Here is a 23,110-nt window from a genome sequence, read left to right as displayed (position 1 = left end):
CCTCGTTTCCAACTCAGATCTGCAGCAGCGCCTTGGCCTCGCTCAGCATGTTGCGCGTCATTTCGGTCGCCGGCCCCGGGCGGGCAAGCGAGGCGGCCTGACCGGCCCACAAGGGAGAGAAGTCGCCGGAGCCTTTTTCCTCGGCCGCTTTTCGCAGCGGCATGATGGCTGCGGTCGCTAGGGGAAACTGGGGAGCGTCGGCGCTCATCGGACCGACTTCGGAGACGATGCGGTTCAAAAGGCCACGTGCCGGGCGACCGGTGAATACGTTCGTCAGCACCGTTCGATCGTCGCGGGCCTTGGACAGCGCCTCACGGTGCGGCGTGCCGGTCAGGGCCTCCGGGCATTGCAGATAGGCGGTGCCGACCTGCACCGCCGATGCGCCCAACATGAAGGCGGCGGCGATGCCGCGCCCGTCCGATATTCCACCGGCGGCGATGACCGGCACCGAGACCGCATCCACGACCTGCGGTACGAGCGCGAGCGTGCCGGGCTGCGTGGAGATATCGCTTTCCAGGAAGACGCCGCGGTGGCCGCCGGCCTCCGCCCCCTGGGCGATGATGGCGTCGCAGCCGTGTTCCTCCAGGTAGCGCGCCTCCGCGACGGTGGTGGCCGAGGCGATGATCCTGGCGCCCGTGGCGCGCACGCGCTCCATCAGCCGGGGCTCGGGCAGGCCGAAATGAAAGCTGACGACCTCCGGCCGATATTCCTCGACGATGGCGCAGCTTTCTTCGCTGAAGGGGTTGCGGCCGGCGCCTGCCGGCGCGGCATCGGGATCGAGGCCGAATTCACGGTAATAGCCGGCCAGGCGCCGGCGCCAATCAGCCTCGCGCGCGGCATCCGGTTCGGGCGGCACGTGACAGAAGAAGTTGAGATTGACCGGGCCCGAAGTGCGCTGGCGGATGACGCCGAGTTCGTTGCGGATCTGCTCCGGTGAGAGCATGGCGCAAGGCAGCGCGCCCAGCCCGCCGGCCTCGATCACGGCAATCGCCAGTTCGCTGCCGGCCGAACCCGCCATGGGTGCCAGAAGCAGAGGTTCCCTTATGTCGAAGAGGTCGAGAATTCGCCTGTTGCGCCACATGTCATCCTCCGGTCGTTTTCCTGCCGTTCCATCCGCCCATGGTCGCGCCCTGGGGAGTGAACACCGGCATCAGCACGCGCCGGCTGCGCCGCGCCATTGCCGGCAGGCCCTGGTAAAGCCGCTTTTCAGCTTCCACCACAAGCACGCCTGCGAACAACGGCCAGAAGCGGCGTCCGGCATGTTCCAGCCAGCGGTGAAGCCGCATGATCCAGCGCCGTTCCGCCGGTGGAAAATGCAGTGCGTCGGCCCATCTGGCCGGCGTGAAATTGGCCTCACGCAGCAATTCAACAAGCTGGGCGCGCGAATAGGGACGGCCGGTGCCGAAGGGCGTGTGCTCGAAGCGGGCCCACATGCCGCGCCGGTTCGGCACCACGATGACAAGTCGCCCGCCCGGGGCCAGCACGCGCCATATTTCGAGCAGGGCCTGGCGAGGATTTTCCGTATGCTCGAGCGCATGGACCAGAAGCACCCGGTCGAGCGCAGCGTCCGCAAGCGGCAACTCGTCCTCCAGAACGATAGCTGTCGCCGACGGCTTGCCGGGCGGCCATGTCACCGCGCCCTGCCGTGCCGGCATGAAAGCGAAGGTCCGTTCCGCGTCGGCGGCGAATCGGTCGAGCCAGGGCAGGGTGTAGCCGAGACCCATGAGCCGTTCCTCGGGCAGCTTGGTCCACAGGCTGGACAGCGCCATCGAGATCGAACGCTCCGCGAAGCGGCCGAGCAGTGTCGCGTAAAATGCCTTGAGATCCACTATATCCGAAATCATGGGGTGGACGGTACGGGCCGTTTGCGGCCAAGACAAGAAGTCAATTCGTGGCGATCACAGGGGCGGCAACGGGGTGACGGCCCCTGTCGTCCCGCTGAAACGGAGGAATTCCATGACGCTGGAGATCGAGCAATTCATGTGCCGGAGCGATAATTTCGGCGTTCTTGCGCGGGATGCGCAAACAGGCGAGACGGCCATCATCGATGCGCCGGAGGAAAGCGCCATACTGAGCGCCATAGAGCGCACGGGCTGGCGCCCGACGATGATCCTGACCACCCATCATCACCAGGACCACGTGACCGCCAATCTGGCGCTCAAGGAGCGCTTCGGCCTGACCATCGTCGGCCCGGCGCGCGAGGCAGATCGCATTCCTGGCATCGACCGCACCGTCGAGGAAGGCGACACCGTGAGGGTGGGAGCGCAGGCGGCGCACGTCATCGAAACGCCGGGTCACACGGCTGGGCATATCACCTATCATTTCGCCGATGCCGGCATCGCCTTTACAGGCGATACGCTGTTCGCGCTCGGCTGCGGGCGGCTGTTCGAATGCAAGCCGCCGGTGATGTTCGCCTCGCTGAAGAAGCTTATGGCTCTGCCGCCGGAGACAATTGTCTATTGCGGGCACGAATATACGGAAGCCAATGCCCGTTTCGCGCTGACCGTCGATCCCACTAACTCCGCGCTCAAGGAACGCGCGGCCCAGATCCGTATCCTGCGCGCGGAAGGCAAGCCGACGCTGCCCACCACTATGGCCAAGGAAATGGCGACAAACCCCTTCCTGCGCGGGCACGACCCTGTAATCCGTCGGAACCTCGGCATGCAGCACGTGAGCGACGAGGAGGTCTTCGCCGAAGTCAGGAAGCGGAAGGATGTTTCGTGACGGGCAGGGGGTGAACCGTCAGGCCTTTGCCGCGCCGGCCCGCTTGCTGCCGTTCCCGAATATCATGTTCTTGGCGGCCAGCGCTGCGCCGCCGGTGATCAGCAGGCAGGCGGCGAGGATGTTGATCGTCGCCTCCGCCGCGCCGGCGCCGATCAGGATCAGCGTGGAAAGGAGCGGGGCGGCGTAGCTGGCGGCGCCCAGCACCTGGATGTTGCCGCGCTTGACCCCGTAGTCCCAGGCAAAGAAGGCGGCCCCTACCGGCAGAAGGCCAAGCCCGGCGATTGCCAACCATTCGCCGGCAGAGGCCGGCCAGATGGTTTCCTCCAGCAATATATGGCAGAGGGCCGAAAGAATCGCGGTGCCGGCGCAATACCACGTCACCATGCTGGTCGGCACGGCCTGGAACCTGCGGGAGAGCAGGGAATAGCTGGACCAGAACAGCGCGCAGGCGCCTGCTGCGGCGTAGCCGAGGGCGTAGCGGCTTTCGAAGGTGAAGCCGCCGCCCTTGGTGATGATGAGGAAGGTGCCGGCAAGGCCCAGAAGCGCGCCCGCGATGTGGTGCCAGCCCAGCCGCTCGCCCGGCATCAACGCCGAACCCAGAACGATCAGAAGCGGCCACAGATACGCGATCAGGCTGGCCTCGACGGCGGGCGCGTTCCTGAGGGCGGTGAAGTAGAAGAAGTGATAGCCGAACAGCCCGCCGATGCCCACCAGCCAGACGATGAACGGGACGGGCGCGGCAGGCGCCTGGCCCTTCGTCACAAGCCGCATGGCGAGGCCTATCGCGGTGGCGACGGTGAAGGCGAGGGCCGACAGGAGAAAGGGCGGCACCTTGCCCGACGCGGCTGTGAACAGCGCCAGCAAAGCCCACATCACAACGGCCGAAAAGCCCACCAGCGTCGCGCGCGCCATCTTCCCCACCCTCAGATCGGTTTTGCCCTGATGTGCACCGTTCCGACCTTGGTGGCAATGGTCGCCTGGGCCGGCGAATAAAGATCCCGTCCTTCGACCCGGTTGAACCCGACGAGGATGCGTGCCTTGTCGCGCAGGAACTTTATCGAGGAATGGTTCTTGCGGTAGCCGGCGACGGGAACGAATTTCGCGCGGCAGGTGACGGCCATGTCGCGGAACGCCTCCTTGGCAGAGGCGGGGCTCAGCACGAGGTCGGCGCGTATTTCCCCGTCATAGACCTTCATCGTCCGGTTGCACACGCTCCCGACATCGGCAGCCGGCAGCAACGCCGCGGAAAGCGGGTCTGCCACGCCGTTCAAATGCTCCTTCTCGACGGGCACCCAATCGTCGCCGCGCTTCTTCGGCGCCGGCTCGTTTTCCGTGCGCTCCACCTTGCCGCTCGAAAAAGTGACGGTCGTGCGCTTGCGTTTGTCGCCGCTTCGGTAGTTCAGCACATAGGTCTGCGGCTGGCTGGAGTTCTGGCCGATCCGTCCGGTGACGGTCACCGCCCCGTCCGTGCGGTCGAACAGACGGGCGATGCCGGCGCTGGCGAAGTTTCCGGAGATGGCGAAGGTACTGCCGTTGAAATTCGTGTCGAAAACGGCTCGCCCGATCGGCAGGCCGAACAGGGAGGCGTCATAGCGCACGCGGTACGAATTCTGCTCCGCGCCGGCGGGGCCGGTTCCCAGCAGCAGGATCGTTCCCAGCGCGAAGCTGACGGTGTGTTTCATCTCAGCGGTCTCCGTGCGGTGTCGCCGCCGTTGCCTCATCCACGTTGATCACCGCAATTCCGGCAATAATTGGGTGCCGCGCGGCATTCCGCCCGGCCGCCCGCGCTTGACCTTGCGGCCTTTTACCTCTAATGGAACGGCGAATTTCCACGAGGCCGCCAAGTTTACCGCGCGCCGACCTTCGGGTGCGGCAGACTGGTATGGTCCGAAAGATAAGGTAGAAAATATGTCCCGCGCTTGTGAACTGACCGGCAAGGCCGTGATGAGCGGCAACAATGTGAGCCACGCCAACAACCGCACCCGTCGGCGTTTCCTTCCCAATCTGTGCGACGTCACGCTGATGTCCGAGGCGCTCGGCCAGAATTACCGCCTGCGCGTTTCGGCGAATGCGCTGCGCACGGTGGAGCACCGCGGTGGCCTCGATGCTTTCCTGCTGAAAGCCAAGTCGAACGAGTTGTCCCAGCGCGCGCGCCTTCTCAAGAAGCAGATCGCCAAGAAGCTCTCCGAGCAGGCGGCAGCCTAACCAATCCGATCCAGGGCGGGATCCTGATCCCGCCCGCTGGTTCCATTACCCAGGATAAAAAAATGACGCGCATTTATGCAGTCTGGCCCTTTGTGGCCACCATGACGGCCATCGTCGCCGCCTCCAATTTCCTCGTCCAATTTCCGTTCCAGCATCTGGGCCTTGGTGACGTCCTCACCTGGGGCGCTTTCACTTATCCCGCCGCGTTCCTCGTCACCGATCTGACCAACCGCCGCTTCGGACCGGAAGCGGCGCGGCGCGTGGTGCTAGTCGGCTTCGTGCTGGCTGTGCTTCTGTCCGTGTGGCTTGCGAGCCCGCGCATCGCCATCGCTTCGGGCACGGCCTTTCTGGTCGCGCAATTGCTCGACATCGCCGTGTTTGATCGGCTGCGCCATGGCGTCTGGTGGCGCGCGCCTCTGGTCTCCTCGCTGCTCGGGTCGGCACTCGATACCTTGCTGTTCTTCTCGCTGGCCTTCGCCGCGCGCTTCTCGTTCATGGACACTGCCTTCGGTCTGGAAGACGGCTCGCTGGCCTTTCCGGTTGCGCTGCTGGGCTTCGGTATGGACGTTCCGCTGTGGGTATCGCTGGCGCTGGGCGACCTCGGCGTGAAACTGCTCGTGGGGCTGGCGATGCTTGTGCCCTACGGCGTGCTGATCACCGTGCTGCGTCCGGTCGAAGCTGCACGGTAGCGCGAAGGATTATTCTTCGGACATCCGGAACTCGAGATAGAGATTGCGCTGCAATATCGAGTGGTTGTCGTCGGACATCAGCGAAACCATCGTCGCACCGTCCTGCCGCTGCCACACATCCAGGGCCTCCATATTGTCGATCTGATAGGCCATGTCGGCTTCCAGAAGCACCGGGCCGTCGGCTACGGCTCCCGGTCTTATGCTTTCGGCCTCGATGCGGCGCAGGCGCATGGCCACGCCGGCGGCCATGGAGAAGCGGCGTTCCAGCAAAAGGAGGTCGCCATCGGGCAGGAAAGCACCATCGGTGATGTAGAAGTCGCTCGACCGCGCTACGGTGAAGACGCCTTTTTGCGGGCCGTCCAGAACGGCGGCGAAAATATTGCCGGCCTTATCGATGCTGTGTTCGGTGACGGCGACCAGCGCACCTGCCAGCGGGCCGTCCTCCGGCGCGAAGGCGAGGGTTTCGAAACCCCGGTTGGAGCGTAGCTCATGGGGCGGAACCAGGAAGTCGCGCTCGCCCAGCAGGGGGCCGGGTTCCGCGTTTTCCTCGAGCGCGAAGACCGCGATCCGGTGCACCCGCTCGAAGCCGACCGTCGCCTGCGATCCGCGCACGGCCAGCGCCTCGGCATCGGTGGTCCATTTGTGGCCGGTGAACTGTCCTTCCGCGTCGATCATCTGGGTCATCGCGAAATCGGCGATGCCGGCCGGGCGACTTTCCTCGTCATATTCCAGGCTGCCGGAGAACCAGAAACCGGTGTCGGCCACCCCGATGAACCGCGTTCCGGGCTGAAGGAAGCGGACCGAGGAGAGCGCGCCGAAATTCCGGTTGGACGCCGTCATTTCCAGCCCGCCCACGAATTCCAGCGGGCCAAAGCGGGTCTGGCTGGAGCCGATGCGGAAACTGGAGATGGCGCGCGCCGCAACCTCGAATGTTTCGGTCACCCCCTCCTGGGCACGGGCCGGAGAGAGAGCGAGGAAACAGGCAAAAGCCAGCCGGCATGGCAGGCGGGTTATGCGCGGGAAAGCGGGTCTATCCCGCACGGCGTATCCGCCGCAGCCCGCCGGGGCGCTGCGCTTCGTCTTCGAACAGGGAGGCGAGCTGGTCGGTCATGGCTCCGGCCAATTCCTCGGCGTCGACGATGGTGACCGCGCGACGGTAGTAGCGGGTCACGTCATGGCCGATCCCGATGGCCAGAAGCTCGACTGGCGAGCGCGTCTCTATAAGCTCGATGATGCCGCGCAGGTGGCGTTCGAGATAATTGCCGGGGTTCACTGACAGGGTCGAATCGTCGACCGGTGCGCCGTCCGAGATCATCATCAGGATCTTGCGCTGCTCGGGCCGGGCGATCAGGCGCTGATGGGCCCACAGGAGCGCTTCGCCGTCGATATTCTCCTTGAGCAGCCCTTCGCGCATCATCAGGCCGAGATTGCGGCGAGCGCGGCGCCATGGGGCGTCGGCCGATTTGTAGATGATGTGGCGGAGGTCGTTGAGGCGGCCGGGCGTTGCCGGCTTACCCTCCTTCAGCCATTTCTCGCGGGCCTGCCCGCCTTTCCAGGCGCGGGTGGTGAAGCCGAGGATTTCCACACGCACGCCGCAACGCTCAAGCGTGCGGGCGAGGATATCGGCGCAGGTGGCGGCGACGGAAATGGGCCGGCCGCGCATGGACCCCGAATTGTCGATCAGCAGCGTGACGACGGTGTCGCGGAAATTGGTGTCGCGCTCCTGCTTGAAGGAAAGCGGCTGCATGGGGTCGATGACAAGACGCACGAGGCGTGCCGTATCAAGCACGCCTTCCTCCAGATCGAAATCCCAGGAGCGGTTCTGCTGGGCCATGAGGCGGCGCTGGAGCCGGTTGGCAAGACGGCCGACGACGCCCTGCAGATTAGCAAGCTGCTTGTCGAGGAAGGCACGCAGGCGGTCGAGCTCTTCCTCGTCGCAAAGCTCCTCCGCGCCCACCGTTTCGTCGAACTCGGTGGTGAAGACGCGGTAGTCGATCTCGTTGGCGGCCTGGTCGAAGGCGCTTTCGGGGCGTCTGGCCTCGCCGGGCGTCTCGTTGTCGAGGTCGTCATCGTCCATCACATCCTCGGCGGTCGTCTCGGCAGCGTCGCTTTCGCCGGCCTCGTTCTCGTCGCTGGCAGCGTCGGATTCCTCGGCCTGGGATTTTTCGCCCTCCGAATCGTCCTCGCCGCCCTCCTCGGAGGATTCCTCGCCTTGCGGCTGGTCGCTGTCGTCCTCGTTTTCCTCGGGCTGGTCGTCTTCCTCCAGTTCCTCGCCCATCTCCATGGCGCCCAGAAGGTCGCGAACAGCGCGGGCAAAGGCGTCCTGATTGTCGATATTGGGCAGCAATGCCTCGAGATCGCCGCCGGCCTTGTCCTCCACCCAGTCGCGCCAGATATCGACCAGCCGTTCTCCGCTCCTGGGGGCCTTGCGGCCTGTCAGTTTCTCACGCACCAGAAGCGCGACGGCGTCCTCCAGCGGCGCGTCGGCGCGGTCGGACACGTCGGCAAGGTTGGCGCGGGTATATTTGTCTTCCAGCATAGCAGCCAGATTGTCCGACACGCCCTGCATGGTGCGCGCGCCGATGGCTTCCACGCGGGCCTGCTCGACCGCATCGTAGATGGCGCGGGCCTGCTGGCCCTGGGGCGCCAGGCGGCTGTGGAGGCGAACGTCGTGGCAGGCGCGGCGCAGCGCCATCGAATCGCCGAGGCCCCGCGTGATCTGGAGGTTTTCCGGGGTCGGCTTCCTGGGTATTTCGGGCAGGCGCGCGCGGTTGCCCGAAAGGGCGGGCTTGTCCTTGGTGAACGATACTTCCAGGTCATGATCGCCGGCTATGGCGCGCACGCAGGTCGAAACGGCACGCTTGAAGGCATCCGTGTCGGTGACCGTGTTCGGCCGGTTGCGTGTGTTGTCGCCGGGGCCTGACATTCAAGTTTCCTGTCTAGCGCGATCGTCCATCAATCTGCCGGGGCTCGATTGCGTTGAGTTCAATGCCCTCCAGGCAACGAATATTCACCGCCGCCATTTTCGCGCCGTCCGGCATTGCGCCGCGCGCAAACGATTCCATGCCACAGGTCTGGCAAAAGAGATGCGCGATGGTCTTCGTGTTGAAGCGGTACTCGGCAAGGTCTTCGCCGCCTTGTTCGAGAACGAAGTTCTCATCCGGCGTGAAGGCCAGGATGCTGCCCCGTTTCGAGCAGTACGAGCAATTGCAGGTGATAGGGTTGGAAAGGTCGACCTCGACGCTGAAGCGCACCTTTCCGCAATGACAACCGCCTTGATATGCCATTCCACTTTCCTCCTGCTTAGCTCAGCACCACATTGGCGGCCGATTCGGGCAACTCCTCGCCGAAGGCGCGCTGATAGAACTCCGCCACGATGGCACGCTCCAACTCGTCGCACTTGTTGAGGAAGGTCAGTCGGAAAGCGAAGCCGACGTCGCTGAATATCTCCGCGTTCTCGGCCCACATGATGACGGTGCGCGGGCTCATGACGGTGGACAGGTCGCCGTTCATGAAGGCCGAGCGCGTCATGTCGGCCACGCGCACCATACGGCCGACGATCCCGCGGCCCTTCTCGTTCTGGTAATGCTTGGCCTTGGCCTGGACGATCGCCACTTCCTCGTCGTGCGGCAGATAATTGAGCGTGGTGACGATGGACCAGCGATCCATCTGCGCCTGATTGATCTGCTGGGTGCCGTGATAAAGGCCGGTCGTGTCGCCGAGACCCACCGTATTGGCGGTGGCGAACAGGCGGAAGGCCGGATGCGGGTGGATCACGCGGCTCTGGTCGAGCAGGGTCAGCCGGCCGGAGGATTCCAAAACCCGCTGGATGACGAACATCACGTCCGGGCGGCCCGCATCGTATTCGTCGAAGACGAGTGCGACATTGTGCTGATAGGCCCAGGGCAGGATGCCGTCCCGGAACTCGGTGACCTGCATGCCTTCCTTGACGACGATGGCGTCCTTGCCCACGAGATCGATACGGGAGACATGGCTGTCGAGATTGATGCGCACACAGGGCCAGTTCAGCCGCGCCGCCACCTGCTCGATATGGGTGGACTTGCCCGTGCCATGATAGCCCGAGACCATGACACGGCGATTATAGGCAAAGCCGGCCAGGATCGCCATCGTGGTCTGTTTGTCGAATAGATAGTCGGGATCGATATCGGGCACATGCGAATCCGCCGCAGAATAGGCCGGCACGACCATGTCGGATTCGAAGCCGAACGTATCCTTCACGGGAACGGTCGTGTCGGGGAGATTGGCTATATCGCGATCAATCTTGTTCATCATACCTCCAGCGCAGGGCGCTTTCGCCCATTCCGCTCATCAACGATTGAAGCGTTTCCGCCTCACAATGCGATTGCAATCCGGCGCCTGGGAGGGGCGCGGTCCCGCCAAAAACGGCTAAGGATATCCAGATCGTTCACGCGCAGGGGACGGAGCTAGCAGAAACCTGCCTGCTTTAACAGACGGTAAGCCTGCAGCACGTCGCGAAAACGCGCTTCCGATCTCCTGTCGCCGCCGTTGGCGTCCGGGTGATGGCGCTTCACCAGGGCTTTATAGCGCGCCTTTATGTCCGCGCCAGTCGCTTCCGCTCCCAGGCCCAAGGTTTCGAGCGCCTTGGCCTCAAGCGGACGAAGGCGCTTCTTCACGGGTTCGCGAGCCTGTGCCGCGGCTCCGCTGAACAGGTTGAACGGATCGCCCATGCGCTTGTGGTAGGCGGCGTGGCCAGAACGGAAGGGCGCAAAATCGCCCGACGCGCGCGCTTGGCCGTTGGATCCGACTTTCCAAGTGGGCCTGTGGCCGGTCAGCGCTTCCTTCTGGAAGCGGGCGATATCGGTGTCCTTCAGGCCGGAGAAGTAGTTGTAACCCTTGTTATATTCGCGCACGTGCTGGAAGCAGAAACGGAAATACTCGCCCTCCCGGTGACGGCCCACTGGCGCGCGATGTGTGCCCGCTTCCTCGCAGCCGTCCCACTGGCAGCGCGGCGCATGTGCGTCGGCATCCGCCGGCCTTTCGGGGCGAATGCGGATTTTCTCGAAATATTTCGAGTTCAGTTTCATTCCGGGTCCATCGAATGCAAATCAGTTGTGATTATGACGCTTGCTCGATACGAAACAAGAATTGACATTTCGCGCAGCGTCGACATAGGACGCCACGCGTCCTATCTCCTTGTTTCTCCGCATTTGTGCGGACATCGGGTAATTCCACCCGATCGCAAAATGCTATAGCGAGTGGCTATATGAGGGGGAACAGTCTCCATATGGTACGAGGTACGTGATTTGTCCATCCAATCCGCAATCGAACAGAAGCTCACCGCGACCTTTTCGCCCGAAAGGCTCGCCGTCATCAACGAGAGCCATCTTCACGCCGGGCATCATCACACCGAAGGCGGTCATCAGGAAACGTTCGACGGCAGCGGCGAGACGCATTTCCGCGTGCGCATCGTCAGCCCCGTATTCGACGGGATGAGCCGCGTCGAGCGGCATCGGGCGGTGAACACGGCGCTGGCTGACGAGCTGAAAGCCGGCCTGCACGCGCTCGCCATCGAGCCTGCCGCGCCGGGCGAAAGGACCCGGTGGTGACCTCTACTCCACCGGTCGGATGCGCAACCGGGTGATGCGGTTCTTGTCGCGTTTCATGACGATGAAGCGCTTGCCGAAGAAGGTGAAGGCCTGCTTTTCCTCCGGAATGGTCTGGGTCTCGTGGATCACCAGGCCGGCTATCGTGGTGGCTTCCTCGTCGGGCAGGTTCCAGTCGAGCGCGCGGTTCAGGTCGCGGATGGGCACGGAGCCTTCGACAACCACCGACCCGTCTGCCTCCTGCTTGACGCCCTGAACCTCGATATCGTGCTCATCGGCGATGTCGCCGACGATTTCTTCGATGATGTCCTCCAGCGTCACCAGCCCTTCCACCTCGCCATATTCGTCGACGACGATGGCGATATGCGCCTTGCGCCGCAGGAAGGCGTTGAGCTGGTCCTGGAGCGTCGTGGTGTCGGGCACGAACCAGGGTTTGGACGCGACCTTCATGATGTCGATGCGGCTGGCGTCGTTCTCTGCGTCGTTAAGCGCGCGCAGCAGATCCTTCGCATGAACGACCCCGACGATGTTCTCGGTCGAATCACGCCAGACCGGTATGCGGGTATAAGGGCTGCGCAGTATCTCGCGCACCACGGTCTCTGCATCGTCGTCGGCATTGACCGAGCGCATGTTGGTGCGGTGGATCATGACGTCGGAGACTTCCAGCTCATGCAGGTCGAGCACGCCGCCGACGCGGTCGCGATCCTGCTTGACCACGCCGCCCTCGCGGTGAAGCACCTCGACGGTGCCGCGCAATTCCTCATGGGCCGAAAGCATGAAAGTATCGCGCGAAAGATTGACGCCGAAGGCGGCAAGCAGCAGCCGCACGAAGGCGTTGGCCCCCGAGGAAAGAACGCCGAAGAACAGCACCACGAGCCGCGCGAAGGGGGCCACGAAAAGCGCGAACTGTTCCGGTTTCGCCAGCGCCCAGGACTTGGGCAGGATTTCGGAAAAGATCACCAGCAATACGGTCATGACGATTGTGGCGTAGAACACGCCGGCCTCGCCGAAGAGCGAGAGGAACAGGCTGGTGGCGAGAGCGGAGGCCAGGATGTTGACGAGATTGTTGCCGATCAGCAGTGCGCCGACCAGCCTGTCGCGGCGGGAGATGAGGCGGGCGACGAGGCCGGCGCGCAGGTCGCCGCTGCTCTCAAGCGTGTGCAGCCGCGCCCGCGATACTGCGGTCATGCCCGTTTCGGTTCCCGAAAACAGGAAAGACATGAAAATCAGGAAGCCGATCACGCCGAGGGTCACGAGGGTTTCGGCTGTCATGGGGTGAGATTCTCCTCGAGAAACGAGAGCACTTGGGAGGTCGGAACATCGCTCGCGACGAAGGCCTGGCCGATCCCCCTTGTCAGGATGAAGGTGAGCGCACCGCGCGAAACCTTCTTGTCCTGCGCAATATAGGCCAGCAGGGCTCTCGCGTCAGGTAATTCGCCCGGAATGTCCGAAAGCCGCGTCGGCAGGCCCACATTGCGCAAATGCGCCTCTACCCGTCCGGCATCGTCCGGGCTGGCAAGGTTCAGGCGGGCGGAGAAGCGGTGGGCCAGCGCCATGCCTATCGCCACGCCCTCGCCATGCACGAGGCGGGCGCTGTCATAGGAGGTGGCTGCCTCCAGCGCGTGGCCGAATGTGTGGCCGAGATTGAGAAGGGCGCGGTCGCCGGCTTCGCGCTCGTCGCGCGCGACGACATCGGCCTTGGCGCGGCAGGACTGGGCTATGGCCTCCACGCGCGCCGCGCCGCCAGCGAAGATGTCCTTCCAGTTTTCCTCCAGCCAGGCGAAGAATTCCGGCCGGTCGATAAGCCCGTATTTAGCCATTTCGGCATAGCCGGCGCGGAATTCGCGGGGAGGGAGGGTGTCGAGCGCCGCCGTGTCGGCCAGCACCAATCTCGGCTGGTGGAAAACGCCGACGAGATTCTTGCCATGGCCGGTGTTGATGCCCGTCTTGCCGCCGACGGAAGAATCCACCTGCGCCAGCAGCGAGGTCGGCGCCTGCACGAAATTCATGCCGCGCCGCACGATACCTGCGGCAAAACCGGTCAGGTCGCCGACGACCCCGCCGCCCAGCGCGATTACCGTGTCGCCCCGCTCCAGCCGGGCAGACAGGATGGCATCCACAGCGTCCTGCAGCGTGGCGAAGCTCTTGCTTTTCTCGCCGGGCGCGATGGTGACGACCTCGTGGGCGATGCCGGCTTCCGACAGAGCATCTCGTAGCGTGCGCAGATGGGTGGCGGCGACATTGGTGTCGGTGACAATGGCGGCGCGGGTGCCAGGAATGCGCCGCGCGATCTCCGCGCCGGCGGAGCCGAGAATGCCGGGACCAATGACGATATCGTATGAGCGCGCGCCAAGATCGACGGGAACCACGACCGGCGCTTGCGTTTCCGTGCTCATTCGGCGCTCATCCTTCATTCTGGTGCTTGTTGAAATGCGCGACGAGACTGCCGAGCACCTCGGCGGCGATGGTCTCTTTTGGCTCGTCGCGGGTGCGCACGATGATGTCGGCGTGTCCGTAGACCGGGTAGCGCAGGTCCATCAGGCGCTGCATGACGGCGTGCGGATCTTCCGCGTGGAGCAGCGGCCGGTTCTGGCGTTTGGCGACACGGTGCATTAGCGTCTCAAGATCGGCTTTCAGCCAGACTGAGATGCCGCTGCGGGCGATTGCTTTTTGCGTTCGCTCGCTCATGAAGGCGCCGCCGCCGGTGGAAAGCACCTGCGGTCCCTGCTTGAGCAGGCGCGCGAGAACCCGGCGTTCCAGCGAGCGGAACTCCGCTTCGCCATATTTGGAGAAGAGTTCGGGCACGGTCATGCGCGATACGCGTTCAATCTCGTGGTCGCTGTCGATGAAGGGAAGGTCGAGCGCCGTAGCCACCTTGCGCCCGATGACCGTCTTGCCGGCGCCCATGAGCCCGATGAATACAATGCTGCGCCGCCCCAGTTTCGTGACCAGGGCGGGAATGTCCTGCGCGGGTGAGTTGTCGGTCGCTGTCATTCCCCGAGCCATCGTTTTGGCGCCCATACCAGGGAGACCCTGGTATTATTGGGCTGGTTTCGACATGAAAAGCCGCCCCGCGTCAAGCAAATGTCACGGTGGCGGGGAACGCGGCGGACTTGCATTGGGGCAACGGCCAATCCATAACCGGGCCGGCCTTGGAGTATTGAGGGCGGGAGCCAGATGCCGACACTGTTTCGATTGCTGACGGTTATCGCCATCCTCGTGGGTCTCGTCTACGGAGCCATGTTCGCCCTTGTCACCTTTGTCGAACCGAAGCAGGCGGAGATGAGCGTGAGGGTTCCTGCCGAGCGGCTCGAACGTTGATGGCGATGGCGAGCGGCGCACGAATAGAAGCATTTCTGGAGATGATGGCGGCCGAGCGCGGCGCAAGCGACAACACGCTTTCCTCCTATCGCCGCGATCTTGAGGATGCCGACGAATATATGGGCGGGGGATTGGCCATGGCGGATTCTGCCGCCATCCGCGGCTGGCTGTCCGATCTGGCGCGGCGCAGCTATACGGCTTCCACCCAGGCGCGGAAGCTGTCCTCGCTGCGCCAGTTCTTCAAATTCCTCTACGCGGAAGGCCTGCGGGGCGATGATCCCACAGGCGTGCTCGACAGCCCGAAAAAGGCCAGGTCGCTGCCCAAGACGCTGGCCGAGGACGAGGTCGGCCGGCTGCTGCGGCGGGCCGAGGAGGAGGTCGCGCAGGCGGAGCCCGGTTCGCCTGAACGCTTTGCGGCACGGCGTCTGCATACCTTGCTCGAAGTGCTCTACGCCTCCGGCATGCGCGTCTCGGAATTGGTCAGCCTGCCGGTTCGGGTGGCTCAGCGGGACGAGCGGTTCTTCTCCATCAAGGGCAAGGGCGGCAAGGAGCGCCTGGTGCCGCTGTCGTCCAAGGCGCGCGAGGCGGTGCGCCTTTGGCTGGCGGAACGCAGACTCGACAAGGCGGCATTGGAAAGCCCGTGGCTCTTCCCCGCGCGGTCGGACAGTGGCTTTCTTCCCCGTCAGATCTTCGCGCGCGAACTGAAGGGCCTTGCCGCCCGGGCGGGTATTGCGACTGCCAAGGTGTCGCCGCATGTGCTGCGGCATGCATTCGCCAGCCATCTTCTGCAGAACGGGGCCGATCTGCGGGCCGTGCAGCAGCTGCTGGGTCATTCGGACATCTCAACCACCCAGATATACACCCATGTGCTGGAAAAGAGGTTGCAGGAACTGGTTCAGAAGCACCACCCGCTTGCCGATTAGGCTGATGCCCGCTATGTGAGGCCAGCATTCCGGGCGGCTTGCCCTACCAGGGCAGAAGCCGCGACGCAGAACACGTGTTCACAGGCGCTTATGTATAACTATCTGGATTTCGAAAAGCCGGTCGCCGATCTCGAAGGCAAGATCCTCGAATTGAAGAAGCTGTCGGAGAGCGGTGAGGCTGTGGATGTCGGCGACGAGGTTACCCGGCTCGAAAAGCGCTCGAAGGATGCCCTGCGCGACATCTACCGCGCGCTGACGCCGTGGCAAAAGGCGCAGGTGGCGCGCCATCCCGACCGGCCGCACTGCATGGACTACGTCCAGGCACTCTTCACCGATTTCACGCCGCTCGCCGGCGACCGCGCCTTTGGCGAGGATCAGGCGGTGGTGGCGGGTTTCGCCCGCTTCAAGGGCCAGTCGGTCGCCGTTGTCGGGCAGGAAAAGGGGAACGATACCCAAAGCCGCTTGAAACACAATTTCGGGATGGCGCGTCCCGAAGGTTACCGCAAGGCAGTGCGTGTCATGAACCTGGCGGACCGTTTCGGCATTCCCATGATCAGCCTTGTCGATACAGCCGGCGCTTATCCGGGTATCGGCGCGGAAGAGCGCGGCCAGTCCGAGGCGATCGCGAGATCGATCTCGACCTGCCTCGGGCTCAAGGTACCCAATATCTCACTCATCATAGGCGAGGGCGGTTCGGGCGGAGCGATAGCGATAGCCACGGCCAATCTGGTCTACATGCTCGAACATTCGATCTATTCGGTCATTTCGCCGGAAGGCGCGGCGTCCATCCTGTGGCACGATTCCACCCGCGCCAAGGATGCGGCGACGAACATGAAGATCACGGCCCAGGACTTGCATCAGCTAAAGGTTATCGACGGCATCATCCCCGAGCCGCTTGGCGGCGCGCATCGCAGGCCGCAGGCGGCAATCGAGGCGGCGGGCGAAACCATCGAAAAAGGGTTCGCGGACCTGGCACAGATGAATACCGATTATCGCGAGCACCGGCGCGAGAAATTCCTGGCCATCGGCCGCACGCTCTGAGAACCCTTGTGAAAATGGCTGATGCCGGCCGGCAGTCGGCGATTTTTCGTCACATTTGCCACAATATTGCCTCGCGTTTCCTTTGAATGGGGCGGATAGCCAAACATGCCTTGCGAATGGTAAGGAAATATCAAGCTTAACGGGTTTCTAGTACCAGGGCACAATTGCCTGCTCCCGACGGGGAGAGGGGTCGAGGGTAGAGACCATTTGATGAAAAGTCGCATTGCCAGCGCCACCGTGCTTGCAACCGCCCTGTTTCTGGCAGGGTGTGGCGAGACGCTCGAGGACATCGCGCCGAAGGCGGAACGCCAATTGCCGGCGGAAATCGTCCAGACCATGAAGGCCAAGGGGATGAGCAAGGGCTCTCCCATCATGATGCGCATCTTCAAGGAAGAGGGCGTTCTCGAGGTCTGGAAGCAGAAGCACAATGGCCGTTACGAGAAGGTGACGAGCTACGAGATCTGCAAATGGTCAGGCAAGCTCGGTCCCAAATATACCGAGGGCGACCGCCAGGCGCCGGAAGGCTTCTATCGGGTCGGTCCGGCGCAGATGAATCCCAAATCCAGCTACCATCTTTCTTTCAACATCGGCTTTCCCAACAACTATGACCGGGCCAACGGCCGCAGCGGACAGCACCTGATGGTGCATGGCGCGTGCTCGTCGGCCGGATGCTATTCGATGACCGATGAGCAGGTTGAGGAAATCTACGCCTTCGCCCGCGACGCGTTTCGCGGCGGCCAGCAGGCCTTTCAGATCCAGGCTTTTCCCTTCCGCATGACGGCGGAAAACATGGCGCGCTACGAGGGCGATCCCAACTACGATTATTGGATGATGTTGAAGGAAGGCTACGACCACTTCGAGATCACCAAGCAGCCGCCGAAGGTGGATGTCTGCGAGCGCCGCTATATCTTCAACCGCGTTCCGGCTGAAGGAACGGCCTTCTCGCCCACCGAAATGTGCCCGCCGACGAGCCAGCCAGAAAGCCTTCTGACGGCCTATCGGTCCTATCAGAAGGAATTCGAAACGGCTTTCGCGGAAGCAAAAAAGAAGCGTTCCAAGCCGGAGCCCAAACCTTCCATCCTCGGCCACAAGGAAGCCGTGCTCGTCGCTGACTGGAGCAAGCGCCGCGCTCGGGGTGAACGGGTTTCGGCCGAGCCGCCTTCACTGGCGCCGGTCACCGTTGCCGCCACGGCACCGCAGTCCGCCCCCGTTACGGCCTTCAGCGCCGATACGGGGTCCGAGGCGGCAGTTGACACGCAGCAGACGGCAGGCACGCCACAGGGGGGCATCCCCGACGCCCGCAGCGAGGTCGGCGCGCCGCAGGTCCGGGCCGAGACGCTGCCAGCTCCCTCGCCCAAACCCGACCGTTTCGGTGGCTCGGCTGAACCGGATGCGAAGCAGACCACCTCTCGCATCGGCCGCATATGGAACATCTTCGGCAATTGACGGGAGCGGCGACAGAGGCGGAGATCTACGATCTCAAGGGGCTGAACTGCCCGCTACCGGTATTGAAGGCGCGCAAGCGGCTCGCTTCGATGCGGCCCGGCCAGCGCTTGTGGCTGGAAACGACGGACCCGCTGGCGGTCATCGATATTCCCGCGTTCTGCACGGAGGCGGGCCACCGGCTCATCGACACGCAGGGGGTGGAAGACGGCCACTGTTTTCTCGTCGAGCGCGGTTCGGAACAGCCCTGATCAGAAGCGGAAGCCGCTTATGGCCAGAGGGTTTTCCTCAAGCGCCGCGCGATCGGGCGTATCGACCGCTACCTGCCCGATGAAGGCTGCAAAGAGGCGCTGGATGTAGTCCGCATCGAGCTGCTTTCCGATGACGACCAGTTGGACGCCCCGCTCTCCGCGCATGGCTTCCGGCCATTGCGCGAGCGGCTCAAGCGGGTGGAGCGCCCGCTGGGCACCCTGCACGACGAGCGGCCTTTCGGGGTCTTCCGTCGTTTCGACCAATCCCTTTATGCGCAGGATCTTATTGCCGAGCTCGGCGCGCAACAGGTCCAGGAAGTTCTCCAGCGCCTTGCGCGGGATCGCGGTGCGGTGCTTCAGCGATATGCTGGTGAATTCGTGGCCGGGGCCGTGGTGATGGTCATGATGGTGGCCGTGGTCGTGGTGATGGACGGGCATGGCCTTGGCGGAAATCTCCGCCGGTCGCACGGGCGCCAGGAGTGTGGCGCTGGCCGGCTCGCGCGCTTCGGTAATCGGCGCCAGCGGGTTCGACGCGCGCAGATGCCGCAGAAGGCTTGTCCGTTCGCCATCGTCGGCCAGATCGGACTTGGTGACGAGCAGCCGGTCCGCCACGGCGACCTGCGAGCGCGCCTCCTCGTGGTCTTCGAGCGTTTGCAATCCGTTGAGGGCGTCGACGAGCGTCAGCACCGCATCCAGCCGGTAGGCGCGGATGAGGCCGGCATGCGTCGCCAGCGCCTGGAGGACCGGGACGGGATCGGCAAGGCCGGTCGTCTCGATGATCACGCGCTTCAGCTTCCGCCCCGCGTCCGCCAGGTCCAGCAAGGTGTCGACCAGCGCCCCGCGGACGGTGCAGCACAAGCATCCGTCGGCGAGTTCCATCATGCCGTCGGTCGCCTGCTCCACCAGCAGGTGGTCGAGCGAGATCTCGCCGAACTCGTTGACGATGACGGCCGTGTCGGTGACCGACGGATCCTTCAGCAGGCGGTTGAGCAGGGTGGTCTTGCCGGCGCCAAGGAAGCCGGTGACGAGAACGACGCCCGTGCGGGCGTCCTCTGCAGCTGCGGAGGACGCCGGCATCACCCGTCGCCCGCCGAAATGGCCTGATGACGCGGCGGATAGTCGGGGCGTGGCGTGGGGATCGGCACATTGGCATAGCGCGGGGCGGTGGATTCGGGCCCGGTGGCGCCGCCAAGGCCCACGGCGACCGCGTGCGGCTCGCGCTCCATCGGCTTGATGAGGTCCGACGTCATGACAAGGCGGCCTTCGTCGTCGCGCTGCTCGTTGCGCTTGGCCACCGCCTCGGGCGAGCAGACCTGCGGGCGCAGATCGGTGGGGCTATTGCGCTGCGGGTTTGTGGGCCTGAGGCTGGCCAGCGTCGGCGCGGCAGGGCCGGACTGGCGGAAGCCCTTGTCGAGCAGGCTGGCAGCGATCTCCGCACGCTCGACCTGCGAAAAGGCGCCGAGGACAATGGCGGCCAGCGTGCGTCCGTTACGTGTGGCGGTGGCGACGAGGTTGAAGCCGGAGGCGCAAATATAGCCCGTCTTCATGCCGTCGGCGCCGGGAAAGCGGCCCACGAGCATGTTGTAGTTGGGCAGGGTCTTGTCGCCCGCGCTGAGCGCTTCGATCGAATAATAGCCGGCATAGGCGGCGAACTCGGTGCGCAGCGCCCGCACCAGGAGGGCAAGATCGCGGGCCGTGGAATATTGCTGCGGCGAGTGCAGCCCGTGGGCGTTGACGAAACGGGTATCGGTCATGCCTAGGCGCCGCGCCTCGGCGTTCATGCGGCCGACAAAGGCGTTTTCCGATCCGCCGACGCTCTCGGCAACCGCGGTCGCGATGTCGTTAGCCGACTTCACCATCAATATCTTGATGGCGTTGTCCAGGGTCAGGACCGAGCCTGGTGGATAGCCCATCTTGCTCGGCGGTTCCTGGGAAGCGTTCTTGGAGACGCGGACGGGCGAATCCAATTGCATCTCGCCCGCCTGCACCGCGCGAAAGGCGACATAGGCCGTCATCAGCTTCGTGATGGAAGCCGGATACCAGCGCCGGAACGCGTCCTCCTCGGACAGCACCTTGCCGCTCTTCACGTCGAACAGGATATGCGGACCGGCAAATGCCGGCAGTGCGGCGACCGTAAGCGCAAGCGCCAGGATCGCCGTCAGTGTCTTGCAGCTCAGCCAAATCCGCATAGCGAAATCCGTATTCCCCGTGTTGCCTGCCGTATCGATATTGGCAATGATGGCATCAAAGGTTCTGCCCGTGCGAGGCAGGCCTTTTCCGTCCGCGCCATCCTCATTGTTGCCGTTGCGATACTTAGCGCATATGACGCCAGCATGGCAAAGTGCAACGATCGCGGGTGCGATCCAGCCGGTAACAACAGGAAGCTCCGAATGCCCATCGTGAACCGTGCAGCAGAATTTCATGACGAAATCACGGCTTGGCGCCGCCAACTGCACAGCAATCCTGAATTATTGTTCGATGTTTTCGAGACGGCGGCATTCGTCGAGGAAAAGCTGAAGGCATTCGGTTGCGACGAGGTGGTTTCGGGGCTCGGACGCACCGGCGTGGTGGGCCTCATCAAGGGCGTGCGCGGGCCGGGCCCCACCATCGGCTTGCGCGCAGATATGGATGCGCTGCCCATGAAGGAGGAAACCGGCAAGCCCTATGCTTCCAGGGTCGACGGGAAAATGCATGCATGCGGCCATGACGGGCACACGGCCATGTTGCTCGGCGCGGCCAGATATCTTGCCGAAGAGCGCAATTTTGCCGGTTCGGTCGCGGTCATTTTCCAGCCGGCGGAAGAGGGCGGCGGCGGCGGCAACGAGATGGTCAAGGACGGCATGATGGAGCGCTTCGGCATAGAGCGCGTGTTCGGCATGCACAATCTGCCGGGGCTGGATATCGGCAAGTTCGCCATCAGGGGCGGCCCCATCATGGCTTCGACGGCGGAGTTCTACATCACCGTTCGGGGCAAGGGCGGACATGCAGCTATGCCGCATCAGGCGAAGGATCCGGTCGTGGCCGCCTGCCATCTGGTCTCGACACTGCAGACAATCGCTTCGCGCGCCGCCGACCCGCTGGAATCCCTTGTCGTCTCCGTGACGATGATCCGGGGCGGCGATACCCACAACATCATTCCCGATGCCGTCGAACTCATGGGCACCGTGCGCACGCTGAAGCGCGAGCTGAGCGTTCTGGCCGAGGAGCGCATGCGCGCCATCTGCCGGGGCGTGGCCGATGCGCATGGGCTTGCCGTCGATTTCGAATACGATCCCAACTACCCGGTGACCGACAACCATGCTGCCGAGACCGTCCTGGCGGGCGACGTGGCGGCGGAAGTGGCGGGCGCGACCAATGTCGAGCGCAACGTGGTGCCGATGATGGCCGGCGAAGATTTTTCCTACATGCTGGAAGCCCGGCCGGGCGCGTTCATCTTTATTGGCAACGGCGACAGCGCCTTTCTCCACAATACCAGCTACGACTTCAACGATGAGGCGATTCCGCACGGCGTAAGCTACTGGATACGCCTCGCCGAGACCGCGCTGGCGCCCGAATGAGGGGCCGGCCCCGCAAGGGCGATGCTCAGAACCAGGTGCTGCGCCTTGCAGGCGACGAAAATCCGGCGCAAACCGCGGCCCTTGTTTCCGATCATCGCCTTTGCGGGCAGTGGGGATAATTCGCGTCTTGGCGCAGCCCCTTCGACGCGGTATTAGGCAGTCGGATGGTCCCGTAGCTCAGCAGGATAGAGCATCAGATTCCTAATCTGAGGGTCGCAGGTTCGAATCCTGCCGGGATCACCATTTAATTTCAATGAGTTAGATGCTTTCGGGCGGCTTTTTCATGTGCCGCTCGCTGCAACTCTGATGCAAGCAATTTCAATGAGTTACATTCATTCGCAGTCCTTCCAGGGCACAAAATGACACATAGAAGCATCCTTAGTAGCCAGGATATTTAATCATTTGATTAATCTTTGTGGCAGCGCAGCGATGATTGTGGCAGCGCAATAAGGCTATTCGGCCCGCCAATGTAGATGGAATCGAACTAGCCATTTCGCAAGCAATAAGCCTATTCTGGAAGAACAGCCTACAGAAAAACGCCAGTTAGAGACTCGATTTTGTGAATAGGCTATAGAAGAGATTTAGCCTAAGTGTTTAATCAATCGATTAAAATCAGAATATTATATAACTATATCAATCAGTTATCGGCGATATGATGCGCTCTGGTCGGCTCTGCTGCGCCCCGTATAAAAGTCTTGCTTTTTCTTCATTTCTGTGACACTTTACTTAGTGCCAAATCAACCGTGCATCGACACGGTGAGCGAAAACCTGAAAGAAGCGGCCTTCGGGCCTCATCTCGATCAACCATGTGCCCCGGCAAAGGGCACACGGAACAGGAGACGTTCGCCATGAAGATACTGCACGGCGCAGACGAGATTTTGCCTTTTGTCGGGCCGATCCTCGGAATAGAGACTTCCCGCCAGTTATACTATGCCCTTGAGCGCGGCCAAGTGCCCGGTGCGTTCCGTGAGAATAAGCGGGACCAGTGGCATTTGATGGTCGAAGCCTTTGAGCGCGGCCTGCTCAAGAAGGCTGGCATGCCTCTCCCAGACGCCACCCGCACGCCAGACGCCCGGATGGTGGAGCAGGGGGACGCATCATGAACGCTCCCAATTGGTCTCCTCGTGCCCAGCGCGAAATCAACGCTGATCTTGATCGCAGGCTAGGCTCGCTTGAAAGCGGGTTCGCCGGTTTGAAGCAGGAGCTTGAGCAGGTCGTCAGGATCACACGCCGAAATCTTGAGATCATCGAAGCGCTGGTCGAGGCCCTGAGCCAGGAGCCGCGTTAGCTGCCCTGCCAAAAGAAAAGGCCCCGGATTGCGCCGGGGCCAAGAAGAAATCCATAGTAGATGTGCCCACTTCCCAGGATTTC

26 protein-coding genes and 1 tRNA gene are annotated in these 23,110 nt (G+C 63.2%); 13 read left to right on the top strand and 14 right to left on the bottom strand.

Translation table 11 applies throughout. From position 1 onward, the window contains the following. Positions 1 to 13 precede the first annotated feature (13 nt). Positions 14 to 1,081: an NAD(P)H-dependent flavin oxidoreductase gene (locus tag N1058_RS11240; protein ID WP_265517631.1), complete on the bottom strand. Its 1,068-nt coding sequence runs from the start codon at positions 1,079 to 1,081 to the stop codon at positions 14 to 16. A 1-nt stretch (position 1,082) separates the two neighbouring features. After that, a complete protein-coding gene (locus N1058_RS11235; protein ID WP_265517630.1) occupies positions 1,083 to 1,844 on the bottom strand; it encodes a class I SAM-dependent methyltransferase in 762 nt (253 codons plus the stop codon). A gap of 112 nt (positions 1,845 to 1,956) precedes the next feature. Between N1058_RS11235 and gloB the strand changes: the two genes are divergently transcribed. Then, positions 1,957 to 2,724, top strand: coding sequence for a hydroxyacylglutathione hydrolase (gloB, locus tag N1058_RS11230; protein WP_265517629.1), 768 nt, complete (start codon positions 1,957 to 1,959; stop codon positions 2,722 to 2,724). 18 nt (positions 2,725 to 2,742) lie between these two features. Here the strand turns inward: gloB and yddG are convergent, their stop codons facing one another. Then, positions 2,743 to 3,636: an aromatic amino acid exporter YddG gene (gene yddG, locus N1058_RS11225; RefSeq protein WP_265517628.1), complete on the bottom strand. Its 894-nt coding sequence runs from the start codon at positions 3,634 to 3,636 to the stop codon at positions 2,743 to 2,745. Between the two features lie 11 nt (positions 3,637 to 3,647). Then, positions 3,648 to 4,406 (bottom strand): DUF3108 domain-containing protein, encoded by a 759-nt coding sequence (locus N1058_RS11220; protein WP_265517627.1) that lies wholly within the window; start codon positions 4,404 to 4,406, stop codon positions 3,648 to 3,650. Positions 4,407 to 4,632: 226 nt separating this feature from the next. Between N1058_RS11220 and rpmB the strand changes: the two genes are divergently transcribed. Both rpmB and N1058_RS11210 read left to right on the top strand, forming a co-directional pair. Then, on the top strand, positions 4,633 to 4,929 hold the full coding sequence (rpmB, locus tag N1058_RS11215; protein WP_265517626.1) for a 50S ribosomal protein L28: 297 nt from the start codon (positions 4,633 to 4,635) through the stop codon (positions 4,927 to 4,929). Between the two features lie 26 nt (positions 4,930 to 4,955). Then, positions 4,956 to 5,618: a VUT family protein gene (locus tag N1058_RS11210; RefSeq protein WP_420847978.1), complete on the top strand. Its 663-nt coding sequence runs from the start codon at positions 4,956 to 4,958 to the stop codon at positions 5,616 to 5,618. Between the two features lie 9 nt (positions 5,619 to 5,627). Here N1058_RS11210 and N1058_RS11205 read toward each other — a convergent pair whose 3' ends face one another. From N1058_RS11205 to N1058_RS11185, 5 genes are all read right to left on the bottom strand, one after another. Next, on the bottom strand, positions 5,628 to 6,560 hold the full coding sequence (locus N1058_RS11205) for an esterase-like activity of phytase family protein (protein WP_265517623.1): 933 nt from the start codon (positions 6,558 to 6,560) through the stop codon (positions 5,628 to 5,630). Between the two features lie 88 nt (positions 6,561 to 6,648). Beyond that, the gene (gene cobT, locus N1058_RS11200) at positions 6,649 to 8,544 is read right to left on the bottom strand and encodes a cobaltochelatase subunit CobT (RefSeq protein WP_265517622.1); all 1,896 of its coding nucleotides are present in this window, start codon (positions 8,542 to 8,544) and stop codon (positions 6,649 to 6,651) included. A 13-nt stretch (positions 8,545 to 8,557) separates the two neighbouring features. After that, positions 8,558 to 8,905 carry a GFA family protein gene (locus N1058_RS11195; protein ID WP_265517621.1) on the bottom strand — a complete coding sequence of 116 codons (348 nt, stop codon included), beginning with the start codon at positions 8,903 to 8,905 and terminating at the stop codon, positions 8,558 to 8,560. A gap of 16 nt (positions 8,906 to 8,921) precedes the next feature. After that, on the bottom strand, positions 8,922 to 9,908 hold the full coding sequence (gene cobS / locus N1058_RS11190) for a cobaltochelatase subunit CobS (RefSeq protein WP_265517619.1): 987 nt from the start codon (positions 9,906 to 9,908) through the stop codon (positions 8,922 to 8,924). A gap of 155 nt (positions 9,909 to 10,063) precedes the next feature. Further along, positions 10,064 to 10,684 carry a J domain-containing protein gene (locus N1058_RS11185; protein ID WP_265517617.1) on the bottom strand — a complete coding sequence of 207 codons (621 nt, stop codon included), beginning with the start codon at positions 10,682 to 10,684 and terminating at the stop codon, positions 10,064 to 10,066. A gap of 219 nt (positions 10,685 to 10,903) precedes the next feature. Between N1058_RS11185 and N1058_RS11180 the strand changes: the two genes are divergently transcribed. Then, on the top strand, positions 10,904 to 11,206 hold the full coding sequence (locus N1058_RS11180) for a BolA family protein (RefSeq protein WP_265517615.1): 303 nt from the start codon (positions 10,904 to 10,906) through the stop codon (positions 11,204 to 11,206). Between the two features lie 3 nt (positions 11,207 to 11,209). On the opposite strand, the gene N1058_RS11175 is transcribed toward N1058_RS11180, so the two are convergent. Genes N1058_RS11175 through N1058_RS11165 form a run of 3 tightly spaced genes read right to left on the bottom strand, consistent with a single transcriptional unit; the run spans position 11,210 to position 14,197 of the window. Then, a complete protein-coding gene (locus N1058_RS11175; RefSeq protein WP_265517614.1) occupies positions 11,210 to 12,475 on the bottom strand; it encodes an HlyC/CorC family transporter in 1,266 nt (421 codons plus the stop codon). Continuing rightward, positions 12,472 to 13,599: a 3-dehydroquinate synthase gene (gene aroB, locus N1058_RS11170; RefSeq protein WP_265517612.1), complete on the bottom strand. Its 1,128-nt coding sequence runs from the start codon at positions 13,597 to 13,599 to the stop codon at positions 12,472 to 12,474. Before aroB ends, N1058_RS11175 begins: the two co-directional genes overlap by 4 nt. Positions 13,600 to 13,606: 7 nt before the next feature. Then, positions 13,607 to 14,197: a shikimate kinase gene (locus N1058_RS11165; RefSeq protein WP_265517610.1), complete on the bottom strand. Its 591-nt coding sequence runs from the start codon at positions 14,195 to 14,197 to the stop codon at positions 13,607 to 13,609. Between the two features lie 183 nt (positions 14,198 to 14,380). Between N1058_RS11165 and N1058_RS11160 the strand changes: the two genes are divergently transcribed. The 5 genes from N1058_RS11160 (at position 14,381) to N1058_RS11140 (ending at position 18,182) form a co-directional block, all read left to right on the top strand. Continuing rightward, complete coding sequence (locus tag N1058_RS11160) at positions 14,381 to 14,524, top strand: histidine kinase (protein ID WP_265517609.1); 144 nt, start codon at positions 14,381 to 14,383, stop codon at positions 14,522 to 14,524. 5 nt (positions 14,525 to 14,529) lie between these two features. Further along, complete coding sequence (locus N1058_RS11155) at positions 14,530 to 15,447, top strand: site-specific tyrosine recombinase XerD (RefSeq protein WP_265517877.1); 918 nt, start codon at positions 14,530 to 14,532, stop codon at positions 15,445 to 15,447. Positions 15,448 to 15,537: 90 nt separating this feature from the next. Further along, positions 15,538 to 16,488 carry an acetyl-CoA carboxylase carboxyltransferase subunit alpha gene (locus N1058_RS11150; protein WP_265517608.1) on the top strand — a complete coding sequence of 317 codons (951 nt, stop codon included), beginning with the start codon at positions 15,538 to 15,540 and terminating at the stop codon, positions 16,486 to 16,488. A 210-nt stretch (positions 16,489 to 16,698) separates the two neighbouring features. Then, the gene (locus N1058_RS11145; protein WP_265517607.1) at positions 16,699 to 17,934 is read left to right on the top strand and encodes a L,D-transpeptidase family protein; all 1,236 of its coding nucleotides are present in this window, start codon (positions 16,699 to 16,701) and stop codon (positions 17,932 to 17,934) included. Further along, the gene (locus N1058_RS11140; protein WP_265517606.1) at positions 17,913 to 18,182 is read left to right on the top strand and encodes a sulfurtransferase TusA family protein; all 270 of its coding nucleotides are present in this window, start codon (positions 17,913 to 17,915) and stop codon (positions 18,180 to 18,182) included. The genes N1058_RS11145 and N1058_RS11140 overlap by 22 nt, the downstream gene beginning before the upstream one ends. Here N1058_RS11140 and N1058_RS11135 read toward each other — a convergent pair whose 3' ends face one another. Together N1058_RS11135 and N1058_RS11130 are read right to left on the bottom strand one after the other, a co-directional pair. Beyond that, positions 18,183 to 19,259, bottom strand: a complete 1,077-nt coding sequence (locus N1058_RS11135; protein WP_265517605.1) for a CobW family GTP-binding protein — start codon at positions 19,257 to 19,259, stop codon at positions 18,183 to 18,185. Then, on the bottom strand, positions 19,259 to 20,371 hold the full coding sequence (locus N1058_RS11130) for a D-alanyl-D-alanine carboxypeptidase family protein (RefSeq protein ID WP_265517604.1): 1,113 nt from the start codon (positions 20,369 to 20,371) through the stop codon (positions 19,259 to 19,261). The genes N1058_RS11135 and N1058_RS11130 overlap by 1 nt, the downstream gene beginning before the upstream one ends. 201 nt (positions 20,372 to 20,572) lie before the next feature. Between N1058_RS11130 and N1058_RS11125 the strand changes: the two genes are divergently transcribed. The 4 genes from N1058_RS11125 (at position 20,573) to N1058_RS11110 (ending at position 23,027) form a co-directional block, all read left to right on the top strand. Further along, a complete protein-coding gene (locus N1058_RS11125) occupies positions 20,573 to 21,739 on the top strand; it encodes a M20 aminoacylase family protein (protein WP_265517603.1) in 1,167 nt (388 codons plus the stop codon). Positions 21,740 to 21,905: 166 nt separating this feature from the next. Next, positions 21,906 to 21,982 (top strand) — tRNA-Arg (locus tag N1058_RS11120). A 605-nt stretch (positions 21,983 to 22,587) separates the two neighbouring features. After that, positions 22,588 to 22,842: a hypothetical protein gene (locus N1058_RS11115; RefSeq protein WP_265517602.1), complete on the top strand. Its 255-nt coding sequence runs from the start codon at positions 22,588 to 22,590 to the stop codon at positions 22,840 to 22,842. After that, positions 22,839 to 23,027 carry a hypothetical protein gene (locus N1058_RS11110; RefSeq protein WP_265517601.1) on the top strand — a complete coding sequence of 63 codons (189 nt, stop codon included), beginning with the start codon at positions 22,839 to 22,841 and terminating at the stop codon, positions 23,025 to 23,027. Before N1058_RS11115 ends, N1058_RS11110 begins: the two co-directional genes overlap by 4 nt. Positions 23,028 to 23,110 lie beyond the last annotated feature (83 nt).

The sequence above is a fragment of the Nitratireductor luteus genome, assembly GCF_026162365.1.
In the GTDB taxonomy this organism is placed as follows: Bacteria; Pseudomonadota; Alphaproteobacteria; order Rhizobiales; family Rhizobiaceae; genus Chelativorans; species Chelativorans luteus.
The sequence above is the reverse complement of the archived record's forward strand: the minus strand, read 5'-3'. Positions and strand labels throughout refer to the sequence as shown.